The following is a 15,537-nucleotide window of genomic DNA, read 5'->3' as shown; positions in this document are numbered from 1 at the left end:
TTTGTATAGGTGTGTGGTTACTTACTGTTTGATCGGCTGCGGCCTTTCGGCTCGGTGGAGGACATCTTGCGCGAGGCGGCCTTTTTTGTGCCGTTGCCGCTCGTTTTGCGCGCCCTGACCGATTTCGCGGGATTCTCGGCGGTTTTTGTCGAGTTCGAAGAGGTCTCTGCTTTTGCAGCGGTCGTCTTGCGCATTCGCGTCGATGCGGACTTTGCCGTAGGCTTGGGCTTGGCAGCCGGGGTGCCTTTGGCAGCTTCGGCTTTTGGTTTGCCAGCGGCGGCCGATTTGGGTGCTGCCTCAGGTTGAGGCAGGCTGCAATCCGGGTGCAGGCTCAGGTAAAGGTCAAGATAGCGCGCAGCAGATGCCGTCCAGCTAAAGTCGCAGGACATGGCCTGGAATACAAGCTTCTTCCATACGCTGGGCTCGTCCCAGAACAGACGTGCCGCGCGGAAGACCGTATCGCCCATTTCCTCACCATTGAAGTGTGCGAACGAAAAACCTGTGCCTTCTCCCGTGTACTGGTTGTACGGGGTCACGGTATCACGAAGGCCGCCCGTTTCGCGTACGATGGGCAGGGTGCCATAGCGCATGGCAATCATTTGGGATAATCCGCATGGCTCAAAGAGCGAGGGCATGAGGAACATATCGGCACCGGCATACATCCGCTGCGAAAGCGCCGGATCGAACTCAATGCGTGCCGCCATCTGACTGGGATAGACCGATTGATACCAGCGCAGGGCATCTTCGTAGTCGGCATCGCCCGTGCCCAGAACTGCCACCTGAACACCACCGTCGAGGATACGCTCAAGGCAGTACATGACCAGATCCATACCCTTTTGCCTGGTGAGGCGCGTAACCATAACCAGGAGGGGACGGTCGTCTCGTACCTCAAGCCCCAGCTCTTCTTGAATGGCCTTCTTGCAAAGCGCCTTGCCCGTCATGTCTTCTATCGAGTAGGGTGCAGCGATGCGCTTGTCGTGTGCCGGATCATTGCGCGCCACGTCGATGCCGTTGACGATGCCGTGCAGGACATTTTGACGGCGACGCAGGGCGCCGTCGAGGCCCTCGCCGTATTCGGGCGTGCGAATCTCTTCTGCATAACTGGGAGATACGGTTGTAATGGCGTCGGAGTAGTTGATGGCGCCGAGCATGTAGTTGATGGAATCGGCATCGCTTCTCAGCTGGCGTGCCGCGGCTTCCACGCCGCCGAGTCCCAGGATATCGCCGAGGACAAAGTCGCTGAATTGCCCCTGGAACGCGATGTTGTGGATGGAATAGACGGTGCGCACGTTTTCGTACAGGGGAAGACCCTGGTAGAACTCGCGCAAAAACACAGGCGCCATGGCGGTGTGCCAGTCGTTGCAGTGCAGGATATCGCAGACAAAACCATCTGGTAGGTGCTGCAGGGACTCGCAGATGGCTTTGGAGAAGAATGCGAAGCGTTCGCCATCGTCAAAAAAGCCATACGGATAATCGCGCTTAAAATAGCGCTCGTTGTCTACAAACAGATACGTGATGCCGTCGTACACGAGGCGCTCAAGGCCGCAGTACTCGTTGCGCCATCCCAGGGGCACGTAAAAATCGGTGACATGCTCCATCTGGTTGAGGTAGGAGCTATCGATTGTGGAGTATTTGGGCACCATCACGATGACTTCTGCCCCAGCCGCCTTCAAGGCATGGGGGAGCGAGCCCGCGACATCGCCAAGGCCACCCGTCTTGACAAACGGAGCGGCCTCCGCGCTCGCGAACACCACATGGAGGGGTTTGGTTGCCGCTTCGGTCATATGCTGGGTTTCCTTTCTTTGTCGCGGGTCACGTGAACCGTTGGGGTTAGTCAAGGGTTGCAAGCTCCTTGGTCGCCAGGGGCGCCTTGGGGATGATGAGGGTTGCGTCGGGGGTGCCACGCAGCTCTGTCTGCGCCGGAATCACGTTGTTCTTATCGACGATGGCGTTCTCCACGCGCGCCCCGCTACGAATCACGCAGCTCTGCATGATGATCGAGTTCGATACCGAGGCGCCGTGCTCAACGATAACGTCGCGTGCAAGGATGGACCCGCGTACCGTACCTTGAATCAAACATCCTGCAGACACCAAGGAGTTGCACACCGTGCTGCCCGTGCAGTACTTTGCGGGCGGTGCGTCGTGTGCCTTGGTCATGATGGGACGATCGGGGTTGAACAAGCGGTCGTTCAGGTCGGGGCGCAGCATCTCCATGGAGCGCTGGTAGTAAGACTGCTCATCAAAGACACCGAATGCCAGGTCCTTGAACTCGTAAGAGCATACGTCGATGCGGCCGAACTCGGGCTCGATGGCCTCAAAGAGGTCCAGATGATCAACGTCTTGATAGTTGTCGATAATGTCGAGCAGCACGTTTCGGTTGATGACGCAGCAGTCAAGGAATTTGTTGTCGCCGAAGGAGCATCCGGCGTGTAGGGCGTGCACGCGTCCCGCCTCGCCAATTTCCAGAGCGGTTACGTCATCGTCGTGTTCGCGCTCTGCGCGACAGTACACCATCGTGGCGTGGGCGCCAGAGCGCTCGTGGGCATCGATGATTTCGGCGAGGTCGATGTTGAAGATGATGTTGCATCCGCACATGACCACATAGGGCAGGTCGGAGCGCTGGAAGAGCGTCTTGTTGGCGATGATGTCGCGCAGCAGGAAGCGCATGCCACGCTTGGAGGCGCCGAATGCGTTGCCGGGGAGCAAGAACAGGCCGCCTTTTTTGCGGTCGAGCATCCAATCGCGGCCCGACTCCATATGGTCGATAAGCGAGCGGTAATTGCTCGGCATCACGACGCCGACGGTTTTGATGCCGGCGTTCATCATGTTGGAGAGCGGGAAGTCGATCAGGCGATAGCGGCCAAAGACTGGCAGGGCCGCCAGGGGACGGCATTCGGTGAGCTTGGAGCTCGTGCGACAGGTATAGTTTGCGGTGATGTAGCCGATGGCTTTACGGTTGATCATCGGTTCATTCCCCCTTCCCGATCACGACATCATTACCAACGACGGCGGTGTCCTTTGTAACGTCAACGCTGCCGAGCTTGACGTCTTCTTCGACCGTCGAGTTTTCGCCCAGAATCGCACGGGCCACGTGGGCGCCGGCCTTGACATGGGCGCCGGGTAGCAGCACCGAATCCTCAACGACGGCGCGCTCGTCAATTACGCAGTCGGTCGAGATGATGGAGTGGCGCACGGAGCCAAAGACCTTGCATCCATTTGAGATCAAGCAATCCTCGACGCGCGCATCTGATCCAATGTAGTGCGGTGGGCGCGTGGTGACGTTGCTCATGATGGGGAAGTTCTTGTCGAACAGGTCGAACTCGGGATTTTCGCCCAGCAGATCCATCGAGGTTTCGTGGAAGCTCGAAATGGTGCCGACGTCTTTCCAGAAGCCATGGAACTCATAGCAGTACAGACGGCGGTTTTCTTCAAGAAGTTTGGGGATGATGTCCTTGCCAAAATCATGACTGGAGCGCGGGTCGAGGGCATCTTCCTCGAGGGCATCAATCAAAAGCTTGGTGCTGAAGATGTAAATGCCCATGGAGGCAAGGTTGGAATCGGGCTTCTCGGGCTTCTCCGTAAACTTGAGGATGCGATCGTCCTCGGGGTCCTTGGTGATGATGCCGAAGCGGCTGGCCTCTTCCCAGGGTACGGGCATGACCGAAATCGTGAGATCGGCGTTATGCTCGATATGCGACTTGAGCATCTTGCGATAATCCATGCGATAGAGATGGTCGCCAGAAAGAATCAAAACATATTCGGGGTCATGCTCTTTGATGTAGCCGATGTTTTGCGCAACGGCATCGGCGGTCCCTGCGTACCAGCTGCCGCCTTCCTGTGTGGCGTAAGGGGGCAGAATCGATACGCCGGCGCCGCGCTCGTCCAGATCCCATGCCTCGCCAGAGCCCACGTAGGAGTTGAGGAGGTAGGGGCGATATTGCGTAAGCACTCCCACCGTATCGATGCCCGAATTGGCGCAGTTCGACAGCGAAAAGTCGATAATCCTGAACTTGCCGCCGAAGGAGACGGCTGGTTTAGCGATCTTGCTGGTTAATGCACCCAGCCTACTGCCTTGTCCTCCTGCGAGGAGCATGGCAATGCATTCCTTCTTGCTCATCGGTTTCTCCTTTTGCCGATTGACGGTTACCTATACGTGCCAGATATCGCGAGCGTACTCACGGATGGTGCGGTCGCTCGAGAAGTGCCCAGAATTCGCGATATTGGCCAGTGCCTTGCGCTGCCACTCACGTGTGTCGTCGTAGGAATCCGTAAGCTCGCGCCAGGCCTGCGTGTAGCTCGCGAAATCGGCGATGACAAAGTCGTAGTCGTTGTTGTTCATGAGTTCGGCATGAATGCTCTCAAAGTTGCCGGAGAGCGCACCAAAGGTGCCATCGACGAGCTGCTTGACGCAGCGGCCAATGTGTTCACGATCGTTGTTCACCACGTCCCATGCAAAGTAGTTGCCGCGGCGCAGTGCCTCGACTTCATCGACTTTCATGCCGAAGATCTTTTCGTTTTGCATACCCGCAAGCTCGGCGATTTCGATGTTCGCGCCGTCGAGGGTGCCCAGGGTAAGGGCTCCGTTCATCATGAGCTTCATGTTCGAGGTTCCCGACGCCTCTTTGCCAGCCGTCGAGATCTGCTCGGAGATTTCGGTAGCGGGGTAGATAAGCTGGGCGTTGGAAACGGCGAAGTTGGGAACGAAGGCGACCTTGATGTAGTCGTTGACGCGCTCGTCGTTGTTCACAACGTCGGCCACGGAGTTGATGAGGCGAATCGTTTCCTTGGCAAAGGTGTACGCGCTTGCTGCTTTGCCCGCGAAGATGAACGAAGTCTTATGCGGTTTGTAGCTCGGGTCTGCAAGCATCCTGTTGTAGATGTCCATGACCTTGAAGATGTTTAGCAGTTGACGCTTGTAGGCATGGAAGCGCTTGACCTGAACGTCGAAGATGGAATCCACATCGAGCTCAACACCGGTCTGCGTAGCGATGTAGCGAGCGAGGCGCTCCTTGTTCTCGCGTTTGGATGCAGCGAGCGCATCGAGGAAGGCATCGTCATTTGCAAAGGCTTCAAGGCGCTTGAGCTCCTCGGCGTCGCGCAGCCAGCCGTCACCGATCTTTTCGGTGATGAGCCGGGCAAGCGAGGGGTTGGCGTTTGCGAGGAAGCGACGCGGCGAGATGCCATTGGTCTTATTGTTGAACTTCTCGGGCGTCATCGCATAGAAATCATGCAGCGTCTCGCGCTTGAGGATGTCGGTATGAATCTGTGCCACGCCGTTGACGGAATGGGAGCAGACGACGGAGAGGTTTGCCATGCGCACCTGTCCATCCCAAAGGATAGCGGTGTTGCGCAGGCGATCTTGCCAACCTTCGCCCTCGCGCGGGAAGGATTCCATATAGCGGCGATTGATCTCGTCGATGTACATGTAGACACGCGGAAGAAGGCGCTGGAAGGTATCGATCGGCCACTTTTCCAGGGCTTCGGGAAGAACAGTATGGTTGGTGTAGGAAATGCTCTTGGTCACGATGTCCCAGGCGGTATCCCAATCCAGGCCTTCTTCATCCACCAGCAGGCGCATCAGTTCGGCGCCGCACATGGCGGGGTGCGTGTCGTTGGTGTGGATTGCCACGAGCTCGGGGAAGCGTTTCCAGTCGGCATCGGGGTGATCGAACTTGAAGTTGCGGATGATGGACGCAAGGCCGGCGGCAACGAACAGATACTCCTGCTTAAGGCGCAGGATGCGACCATGCTCGCCTGCATCGTTGGGATACAGGATTTCCGAGATCGCCTCGGCATCGGTGCGGAACTTCGCGGCAGCGGCGTAATCGCCACGGTTGAATGCATCAAGGTCGAAGTCCTCTTGTGCGGGCTCGGCGCTCCACAGGCGCAGACGATTCACGGTCTTGCCATCCATGCCAATGATGGGCACGTCATAGGGGACGGCCTTTACCATCTCTCCGCCCTCTTGGCTAAACCAGAACTTTCCGCTTTCGTCTTCATGGCGAACAACCTCTCCGCCAAAACGAACGATGACGGAGCTCTCGTCATGTCGCGTTTCCCACGGGTAGCCCTTGTCGAGCCAGTTATCGGTTACCTCGACTTGGCGTCCGCCCTCGATTTTTTGACGGAAGAGTCCGTAGCGGTAGCGCATGCCGTTGCCAAAGCCCAAGATGCCCTCGGCGGCCATAGAGTCGAGGAAGCAGGCGGCAAGGCGGCCCAGACCGCCATTGCCCAGGCCAGGGTCTCCCTCTTCGGCCAAGACATCGTCGAGCTTGATGCCCATGCTGTCCAGGCCCTCGGTGACAACATCGCGGATACCATAGTTGAGCAGGTAGTTATCGAGCAGGGGACCAAGCAGGAACTCCAGCGAGAAATAGTAGACCTTTTTCTTGTCGCTTTTGGCGTTTTCCGAGTCGGACTGCGCAAACTGCTGGTTTGCCTTTTGGGCAATAAGTTTGGCGAGTGCCTGGTAGCGCTCGGTGTTGGTGCAGCCGGCAAGGTCCTTTCCAACTTCGGCGGTCAGAACGCGCAGATATTCATCGGCGAACTGCTGTGGGGTTTCGAAAATCTTTGTCATGCATTCTCTCCTTTGCGTGCGCTGCTGCGCTGGGATTTCTTCTTTTTGGTTTTAATGGACGCTTTGGCAGATGCCTTAGCGGGGGTCTTTGAACGCTTGCGCGCGGATGCCTTGGGCGGCACGTAGCTCGAGGGCCCAATCCTGCGGAATACAAGGCCGGCAAGACCGGGTACGGGAGTTTCGATTGAGTTCTCCCTGCCGTTCCAGGCAACCGGTTCGCTTGAAACAAGCTCGCGCACGGGATAGTCAGAGCCTCCGTAGCGCGCATCATCGCTATTGAAGACGAGCTTCCAGTCGCCTTCGCATGGGGCGCCTATACGGAATCGCTCATAGGATGCCGGGTCGAAGTTGATAAGGATGAGCAGGTCGTCTTTTGGGTCGTCGCCATGGCGCACAAAGGTCACAATGGACTGATCGGCGTTGTCGGCATCGATCCACTCAAAGCCGTCCGGAGTGTAGGAGCGCTCAAAGAGTGCGGGTTGTTCGAGATAAAACGCGTTGAGGGCTTTGACGAATTGCTGCTGGTTGCGGTGGGTCTCGTATTCATGTGTTAAGAACCACTGAATGGACTCGTAGTAGCGCCATTCGATGAACTGAGCGATTTCATTGCCCATGAAGTTGAGCTTTGCTCCCGGGTGCGTTATCTGGTAAAACGCGAGCGTGCGCATGCCGGCGAACTGGCGCCACCAATCTCCGGGCATACGGCCGATCAGTGAGCATTTGCCGTTGACGACTTCGTCGTGTGAGAGCGGCAGCACGAAGTTCTCGTTAAAGGCGTACATCATCGAAAACGTAAGCAGTCCGTGATTGCCGGGTCTCCAGGGAAAATCGGTTTGCATGTAATGCAGGGTATCGTTCATCCATCCCATATCCCACTTGTAGTGGAAGCCCAAGCCGCCTTCGCTTGGCGGATAGGTGACGAGGGGCCAAGCTGTGGATTCCTCGGCGATCATCATCACGTCGGGCATGCGCTCGGACACACAGGTGTTGACGGAGCGAATGAAGGCGCTGGCATCCAGGTCCTCCTCGGTTCCTAGGGCGTTGAATTTTTTATCGGATTCGTTGTCGATTCCGAAGTTGAGATAGAGCATGCTCGAGACGCCGTCCATGCGGATGCCATCGATATGGAAGTTCTCGAGCCAGAACAAGATGTTGGCAGTAAGAAAGCTCACTACCTCGGGGCGCGAGAAGTCGAACTTGTGCGTTCCCCAGTTGGGGTGAATCTCGTGTTCGTAGAGCATATGCCCATTGAACGTGGCGAGACCATGGGCATCTGCGCAAAATCCGCCGGGGACCCAGTCCATGATGACGCCGATACCTGCTTGGTGGGCGGTATCGACAAGCTGCATGAACTCCTGAGGCGTCCCAAAGCGCGCCGTGGTAGCGTAGTAGCCCGTTGTTTGATAGCCCCATGATCCGTCGAAGGGATGCTCGGTTATCGGCAAGATTTCGATATGGGTATAACCCATATCTTTTGCGTACGGCACAAGCTCCTGCGCAAGGTCGAGGTAGCTGTAATACGTTCCACGCTGGGCGGGGAAGGGGTCGCCCGGGCCGGGATAGGTTCCATCTTCGCGCGGCTCTCCCTGGGGCTCATTGCCATGGCGATTCCAGCTGCCCAGGTGCACCTCATAGATATTGAGGGGCTGTTTCATGTGGTTTGAGGCGCGGCGCTGCTCGAGCCATAGCTCATCGTTCCACTTGTAGCCATCGAGCGACCACAGCTTCGAGGCAGTTCCCGGCGGAAGCTCATCTGCCACTGCCATGGGATCTGCCTTGAAAAGGATCTCCCCAGAATCCGTTTCCAGCGCGTATTTGTACAGCTCACCGGCCTTGAGTCCGGAGATAAAGCCCTGCCAGATATCGCTTTGATGCACGCGTGCAAGGGGATGCGTCCCCGGTGTCCACGCGTTGAAATCTCCAACAACGCTTACGCTTCGGACCGCTGGTGCCCAAACGGCAAAACTCCATCCGCGGGTTCCATCTTCGATGTCGGGGTGGGAGCCGAGCTTTTCGGCGCAGCCGAGCCAAGTGCCTTGGCCAAATAGATAGATATCGTCTTTGCTGATGGCGAGGGAGGACTCGACGGTGGTTGTGGCAAGGGTTTCGTTTTGTTTGCTCACGATAATCAGTCCATCGAATGTCGGGGTCTTCCAAGGAAAAAATAACCTTTTTTAAGGTAGCACTTCCCAGCTCTTTCCTGCTCATGGGAGCGCGGGGCGGTCGATTTTAATCCATGGGTGAACGACGCTTGACAACTTACGATTATCGTATTTTCGATTTAGATGCGCGGCTTTCGGTGTCCTTCGTCTTGGTTTGGTGTTTTGCTACCATGGACACTGTTTGATGTATTGGTTTTTCGTTCCAGGCCAGTCTTCCGAGAGGGGATTTTATGACACTCGACCAGAAGATGCCCCGTGCATTTATCTTTGATTGCGACGGCACTATTTTGCAGTCCATGGGAATGTGGCTGCGCATACAGCCTGCACTGCTCAAGACGTACGGTGTCGATACCGTGGCTGATGATTTTGCCGAATTCGAGTCCCTTTCCGTTATGGGCGAGTGCGAGGGATACCATCGTAAGTGGGGCGTCGGTAAAGACGCGCAAGAGGTCTATGACCGTCTTTTGGGCATGCTTGCGCGCGGCTACAGTGAAGAGGTTTCTGTCCGCGAGGGAGTAGCCGATTTCTTGAAGTCTGCGTATGATGCGGGCATTCCGATGGCTATTGCCACATCAACCCCTGCGGAGTCGGTTCAAATCGGTCTTGATGCGTTGGGCATCGGTCGTTACTTCGATGTAATCGTCACGACGGCAGACGCCGGTGCTTCTAAAGACCATCCGGATGTATACAATTTGGCGCTGGAAAAGCTGGGCGAGATCCACGGCATGAAGGATGTCGACCATACGGATGTCTGGGTATTCGAGGACATGCCGTTCGGTCTTATCAGCTCCGCTTCTGCGGGGTATCGCCGTGTGGGCATCTTTGATCCCGAAGGCCGTGCCCCCCGTTCGGACGTCCAGGCGAATTGCGATATCTTCATCGATTCCTTTACCGAGCTCACACTTGATCGCATTCTTTCGTATGAGGACTGAATTCCCGGGCAGCTCTGCGCAAATGGATGTTCTCATTGTGGCCTCTGTGCAGAGCTGATGCGGCGACGTGCAGAGGCTGCACAGGCCGCCTATCTTGACGATATCGAGGTGTACGAAGGGTTTGAGGGAGATGAGGGCCTTGTCTAATTCGGATGTCGATTGTGTTCTCATCGTCGGTGGCTCCCCAGATCGCTCTTCCGCTAAAACGATTTGTTGTGCGGCACGGGGCTGTGCTCATATCGTTGCGGTCGATCGCGGCTTAGATGCCGTTCTCGATGCCGGTCTTTCGTGCGATCTGTTTTGCGGCGATGCCGATACGGTGGGGGAGCGCGGTCTTCGCCTTGTCGAGGAGGCACAATCGCGTATCAAGGCTGCTTCTTTTGAGGTTGAGCGCTATGACCCCCATAAGGATGCGACCGATCTTGCCCTGGCGTTGCGTGCGATCGAGAAGCGCTGGCCTCTTGCCGAGATTGTGTGTACATGCGTGTCTGGAGGCGCTCCCGATCATGCGCTTGGCGTGCTCGGGCGTCTTGCCGGAGCACGATCCTCTGTTCGCGTTATCGAAGACGATTTTGAAGCGCGGATTCTTCATGCGAATGACGCTTGGGAGATTTGCGCGGCCCAGGGTCGCCGTTTTTCGTGCATTCCCGTAAGCGTTGGGGCGGAAGTGTCTGAGCAAGGTTTTTGCTGGAATGTCGATCATGCTCAAATGCCCTTGCTCTCCGACTGGGGCATCTCCAATGTTGTTGAATCATCTCGGGCTAGCGTTCAATGTCATGAAGGCGTAATCGCCTGCTGGCTTTATTGCTAACAATTCTTGGTTTTTAACGATAGACGCCGCGGGTCGATGCAATTTCGCATCGACCCGCGGCGTTATGTGTTCGGGTTGCTTGGGTTGATATACGGCTCGACTAACGGCCCAGACGCACCTGTGGCTTACTGATAGTCCACAACATCGACCCAGCTCAAGAGCGCGTCACGATCCTGGCCTTCACGGTTGCGGGCAAGTTCTGAGGCGGCGACAACAGGCATCCACTGACGCACAACCTGCATCGGCGTGCCGGAGCGGTCACAATACATTTCAAGGAAGGTGTCGGCTTGCTGCTTGTCCTGGATGGAGAGGAGCAGATACGTCATGGCTGCGTCTGCCGCAGGCTCACCCTGGGTGGCGTGAGCCCAGTCGCAGACATAGAGCTTGCCGTCTTCACCAATGATGATGTTCGTGGGATTGAAGTCGCCATGGCACACACACGTATCCTTCTTCATGCCATCAAGACGCTCAAGGAGGTTGTAGCGGGTCGTGCCGTCGATTCCGTCGAGGCTCTTAATCATGCGGGAATACTTGTCCTTCTGGCGGTTGAGCTGCTGGCAGCGATAGCTGTGAATCTCAATCAAGAGGTCCACAAACTGCTCGAGATACTCGTAGAAGTGACCGGGCTCCGCCTGCATCTTCTCCGCCATCACGGTGCCGGGGATCTTGGTGGTCTCCATGGCCCAGCCACCACCGTTTTCGATTTCGGATACCTGCAGCACCTGAGGGCTGCGGATGCCGCACTCGTTGATGCGGGCAAGGTTGAGCGCCTCGTTGAAGACATCGGACAGCGGTTTTGTCTCGTTGAAGACCTTCACCATCTTATCGCCCAGGTCATAGACGACCTTGTTGCCGCGCTTTACCAGCTCGACCTTGTTCTCCGGAAGTTTCATGATCGATGCATCCCTTCTGCCCAGATGGGCAACCGACGTATGAAAAAGGGAGGTAACCGCCTATTGCGTGTTACCTCCCCTCAAACCCGAAGTTGCTACTGTTAGACGCCGTAGCTCTGCGGCTCACGGCCGTAGTATGCGTCCAGGTAGAGCTCCTTGATTTCGCTCATGAGCGGGTAGCGCGGATTGGCGCCGGTGCACTGGTCGTTGAACGCCTGCTCGGTCATCTCATCAAGTGTATCCAAGAAATACTTCTCGTCCACACCGTATTCGGCGATCGTCTTCTTAACGCCGATGAAATCGCACAGCTCGGTGAGCTTAGCGATGAAGTTCTCGAAGACCTCTGCATCGTCCTTGCCCTCAATGCCGCAATAGCGGGCCATGTCGGCGTAGGCGTGCAGCGCGTTGGGGTAGGGGTACTGCGAGAAGGTACCCATCTTGACCGGTGCCTCAGCAGCGTTGTAGCGCATGACGCGCGTCAGGATGACAGCGTTTGCCAGGCCGTGCGGGATGTGATGGAAGGCGCCGAGCTTGTGGGCCATGGAGTGGTTGAGGCCCAGGAAGGCGTTGGCGAATGCCATGCCGGCCATGCAGGAGGCGTTGTGCATCTCCTCGCGGGCATGCGGGTCTTTGGCGCCGTTCTCAAAGCTGGAGGGCAGGTTCTCGAATACGAGCTTGGCAGCGCGCTCGGAAAGGCCACGCGTGTAGTCGGAAGACATGATGGAGACATAGGACTCGATGGCGTGGGTCATGACATCGATGCCGGAAGCAGCGGTGAGGCCGCGCGGGGCGGTCATGGCGTTGTCGACGTCGACGATAGCCATCTTGGGCATCAGCTGGTAATCGGCAAGCGGCCACTTGATGCCGGTTTCCTTGTCGGTGATGATCGCGAACGGCGTGCACTCGGAACCGGTACCCGAAGAGGTGGGGACGGCGACGAAGTAGGCCTTCTGACCCATCTCGGGGAAGGTGTAGACGCGCTTGCGGATATCCATGAAGTCCATGGCCATATCCTCGAAGTTGACCTCGGGATGCTCGTACATGACCCACATGATCTTGCCGGCGTCCATGGCGGAGCCGCCGCCGACGGCGATGATCACATCGGGCTCGAACAGGCGCATCTGGGCGGCACCACGGCGAGCACACTGCAGGGAGGGGTCGGGCTCAACATCATAGAAGCAGTCGTGCGCGATGCCCATCTCGTCGAGCTTAGCCTCGATAGCGCGGGTGTTGCCATTCTTGAACAGGAACTGGTCGGTCACGATGAAGGCGCGCTTCTTGCCCATGACGCGGCCGATTTCGTCGAGCGCCACAGGCGTGGAGCCCTTCTTGAAGTACACCTTCTCGGGAGCGCGGAACCACAGCATGTTCTCGCGGCGCTCCGCGACGGTCTTGACGTTGATCAAGTGCTTCACCCCAACGTTCTCGGAGACGGAGTTGCCGCCCCAGGAGCCGCAGCCCAGGGTCAAGGACGGCTTCATGCCGAAGTTGTACAGGTCACCGATGCCGCCCTGCGAGGAGGGGGTGTTGATGACGATGCGGCAGGCCTTCATGGTGTTCTCGAACAGGGAGATCTTCTCGCTCTGGGCGGGGTGGACGTAGAGCGACGCGGTGTGACCCGGGCCGCCGGCGAGCACGAGGTGCTCGGCCTTGTCCACTGCCTCCTGGAAGTCCTTGGCATGGTACATGGCGAGGACGGGGGAGAGCTTCTCGTGGCTGAACTCTTCCTTCTCGGGGTCGGTCGAGGTGACCTCGGCGATCAAGATCTTGGTCTTGGCGGGAACCTCGATACCGGCGAGCTCGGCGATCTTGGCGGCAGCCATGCCGGGGATGCGGTGGTCGAGAGCGCCGTTCTTGAACATAGCCTCGCGCAGGGCCTCGAGCTCCTTGCCCTTCTTGACAAAGTAGCAGCCGCGGCGGGTGAACTCCTCTTTGACCTCCTTGTAGACGCTATCGATGACGGTCACGGACTGCTCGGAGGCGCAGATCATACCGTTGTCGAACGTCTTGGAGTGAATGATGGAGTTGACAGCCAGCTTGATGTCGGCAGTGTCATCGATGACGACGGGGGTGTTGCCTGCGCCGACGCCCAGTGCGGGCTTACCGGAGCTATAGGCGGCCTTGACCATGCCCGGGCCACCGGTGGCCAGGATGATATCGACGTCAGCCATGACCTTGCCGGTCAAATCGATGGAAGGTACGTCGACCCAGCCGATGATCTCCTCGGGAGCACCGGCCTTGACGGCGGCGTCGAGCACGAGCTTGGCTGCGGCGATAGTGCACTTGGCAGCAGCGGGGTGCGGGGAGATGATGATTGCGTTGCGCGTCTTCAGGCAAATCAGAGTCTTGAAGATCGCAGTAGAAGTGGGGTTGGTGGTCGGGATGACGGCACCGACGATGCCGATGGGCTCAGCGATCTTGGTGATGCCATAAGCCTCGTCGCGCTCGAGCACGCCACAGGTCTTGGTGTCCTTGTAAGCGTTATAAATATACTCGGCGGCGTAGTGGTTCTTGATGATCTTGTCCTCAAGAACGCCACGGCCGGTCTCCTCAATGGCCATCTTGGCCAGGGGGATACGGGCCTTATTCGCAGCGAGGGCTGCCTCGTAGAAGATCTTATCGACCTGCTCCTGGGTATAGGTGGCGAAGACCTTCTGCGCTTCACGCATGCGCGCGAGCTTTGCCTCGAGGGCGTCGATGTTGTCCACGATCTCGGGCGCGGCGTCAGTCGTTGGCTTTTTTGCCATGCTAAGCTCCTCCTCTTAGTTGGGCTGTGCCTACGAGCTGAAATTCTATGACATACATGCGCGTTTGGATGCGAGCGGTAGCTTTTTGTCGATAAATGGCATAAATGAAGCGTTTCACTTTCGATTTCGGTATTCAATTATGGCGAGAATCTGGAGGAGGCAAACGGTTTGTTCCTCTGGGATTTCGCAGATGAATAGCTATATCGTCATCGTTTTTACGCCCAGGTGTCGTTTCTTCGTTTGAATCGAAAGATGAAGCGTTTCAATAAAGAAATCGAAAGAAGCTATTCTGTCTTAACGTAAACGCGCCCCTAAAGATTGGTCCATTGCGGAAGATGGGCTCGACCTTATATATAAGTGCGATAAGTGCGCTGCCGGCGCCCATAATCGCCACTCTTCACTTTTAGCTCTTGCACGCAGGCGAAAGTGGGGTATGATAGCCTGCGCATTTGCTTGGGAACGGTCTGCTCCACGTATCTATGGTTTTCCAAGTTCATTGTGTAAATATCGCGCACTATTTCATTTCTGTGATATAGTGCAATGCTGTTTGTTCACGCGGCATCAACAACATACGCCGCCCAAGGAGGGTTACACATGTCCAAAGTTTGCGAAATCTGCGGTAAGCACCCCGTTGCTGGTCGCTCTGTCAGCCACTCTCACCGCGTCTCCATCCGCAAGTTCCGTCCCAACATTCAGCGTGTCTACGTTGTCGTCAACGGCCAGCGTCGTAAGATGAACGTCTGCACCTCCTGCCTTAAGTCCGGCAAGGTCGCCCGTTCCTAAGTTCTTTCGCGGCAGCCACGCGTGAACATGCCGATACATCGGCTCCGTCACGAACTTGAAAGCCACCTTCGGGTGGCTTTTTTGATATCTCGGATCGATAGCCATCTGTTTGTTGAGGATTCATGCCGCACCCGTACTCCGCTCATCATGTGTGCGCTTGATTGATTACTGATTTACATGCGCTTGCGTTGTAAAATACAAGGATGATTGCTCCCGCAAACCGATGCTTGGTATGCATCTGGAAAGGAGATTTCTGTGTGTGAAACCATTCCTGGCACCTTGAGTGTCTCTAACGACGTCATCGCCGATATCGCTGGGTATGCCGCTATGTCTTGCTACGGCGTGGTTGGCATGGCCGAGCAGCTTCAGGGCGCCGAGAGCGTGCGCCTTCTTCCCGGCCAGCGTCTGCGCAAGGGCGTCATGGTGTCGAGCACCGAAGACGGTCTTGTCGTGGACCTTCATGTCGTGCTCGAAAATGGCGTCAACATGAAGTCCGTCTGTGCGAACCTCACGAGCTCGGTGTCGTTCACCCTGGCCGAGATTGCCCAGATCGACCCGGCTCACCTCAAGATCGCCATTCACGTCGATGCCCTTAAGTCCCGCGGCTAACCCTCTTCTTGTTCGGAGATTCA

11 protein-coding genes are annotated in these 15,537 nt (G+C 56.9%); 4 read left to right on the top strand and 7 right to left on the bottom strand.

Features of this window, described 5'->3' with window-relative positions; translation table 11 throughout:
• Positions 1-17: 17 nt before the first annotated feature.
• Genes glgA through glgB form a run of 5 tightly spaced genes read right to left on the bottom strand, consistent with a single transcriptional unit; the run spans position 18 to position 8,700 of the window.
• The gene (glgA, locus tag BQ9843_RS03860) at positions 18-1,784 is read right to left on the bottom strand and encodes a glycogen synthase GlgA (RefSeq protein WP_075843943.1); all 1,767 of its coding nucleotides are present in this window, start codon (positions 1,782-1,784) and stop codon (positions 18-20) included.
• A 46-nt stretch (positions 1,785-1,830) separates the two neighbouring features.
• Positions 1,831-2,964, bottom strand: a complete 1,134-nt coding sequence (glgD, locus tag BQ9843_RS03855) for a glucose-1-phosphate adenylyltransferase subunit GlgD (RefSeq protein WP_075843942.1) — start codon at positions 2,962-2,964, stop codon at positions 1,831-1,833.
• Between the two features lie 4 nt (positions 2,965-2,968).
• Entirely contained in the window at positions 2,969-4,117 is a 1,149-nt protein-coding gene (locus BQ9843_RS03850; RefSeq protein WP_075843941.1) for a glucose-1-phosphate adenylyltransferase, read from the bottom strand.
• A 30-nt stretch (positions 4,118-4,147) separates the two neighbouring features.
• Complete coding sequence (locus BQ9843_RS03845; RefSeq protein WP_075843940.1) at positions 4,148-6,577, bottom strand: glycogen/starch/alpha-glucan phosphorylase; 2,430 nt, start codon at positions 6,575-6,577, stop codon at positions 4,148-4,150.
• On the bottom strand, positions 6,574-8,700 hold the full coding sequence (gene glgB / locus BQ9843_RS03840; RefSeq protein WP_075843939.1) for a 1,4-alpha-glucan branching protein GlgB: 2,127 nt from the start codon (positions 8,698-8,700) through the stop codon (positions 6,574-6,576). The genes BQ9843_RS03845 and glgB overlap by 4 nt, the downstream gene beginning before the upstream one ends.
• Before the next feature lie 269 nt (positions 8,701-8,969).
• Between glgB and BQ9843_RS03835 the strand changes: the two genes are divergently transcribed.
• Both BQ9843_RS03835 and BQ9843_RS03830 read left to right on the top strand, forming a co-directional pair.
• Complete coding sequence (locus BQ9843_RS03835; protein WP_230205574.1) at positions 8,970-9,671, top strand: HAD family hydrolase; 702 nt, start codon at positions 8,970-8,972, stop codon at positions 9,669-9,671.
• Positions 9,672-9,810: 139 nt separating this feature from the next.
• Entirely contained in the window at positions 9,811-10,482 is a 672-nt protein-coding gene (locus BQ9843_RS03830; protein ID WP_230205573.1) for a thiamine diphosphokinase, read from the top strand.
• Positions 10,483-10,607: 125 nt separating this feature from the next.
• On the opposite strand, the gene BQ9843_RS03825 is transcribed toward BQ9843_RS03830, so the two are convergent.
• Together BQ9843_RS03825 and adhE are read right to left on the bottom strand one after the other, a co-directional pair.
• Positions 10,608-11,375 carry a phosphotransferase family protein gene (locus tag BQ9843_RS03825; protein WP_075843937.1) on the bottom strand — a complete coding sequence of 256 codons (768 nt, stop codon included), beginning with the start codon at positions 11,373-11,375 and terminating at the stop codon, positions 10,608-10,610.
• Positions 11,376-11,476: 101 nt separating this feature from the next.
• Positions 11,477-14,122 carry a bifunctional acetaldehyde-CoA/alcohol dehydrogenase gene (adhE, locus tag BQ9843_RS03820; protein ID WP_022387518.1) on the bottom strand — a complete coding sequence of 882 codons (2,646 nt, stop codon included), beginning with the start codon at positions 14,120-14,122 and terminating at the stop codon, positions 11,477-11,479.
• Between the two features lie 594 nt (positions 14,123-14,716).
• Between adhE and rpmB the strand changes: the two genes are divergently transcribed.
• Both rpmB and BQ9843_RS03810 read left to right on the top strand, forming a co-directional pair.
• Complete coding sequence (gene rpmB / locus BQ9843_RS03815; RefSeq protein ID WP_022387517.1) at positions 14,717-14,905, top strand: 50S ribosomal protein L28; 189 nt, start codon at positions 14,717-14,719, stop codon at positions 14,903-14,905.
• Positions 14,906-15,160: 255 nt separating this feature from the next.
• Positions 15,161-15,514 carry an Asp23/Gls24 family envelope stress response protein gene (locus BQ9843_RS03810; RefSeq protein ID WP_022387516.1) on the top strand — a complete coding sequence of 118 codons (354 nt, stop codon included), beginning with the start codon at positions 15,161-15,163 and terminating at the stop codon, positions 15,512-15,514.
• The last annotated feature ends 23 nt before the right edge of the window (positions 15,515-15,537 follow it).

Origin of the sequence: Collinsella bouchesdurhonensis, assembly GCF_900155365.1 — a bacterium.
Lineage (GTDB): Bacteria > Actinomycetota > Coriobacteriia > Coriobacteriales > Coriobacteriaceae > Collinsella > Collinsella bouchesdurhonensis.
The sequence above is the reverse complement of the archived record's forward strand: the minus strand, read 5'-3'. Positions and strand labels throughout refer to the sequence as shown.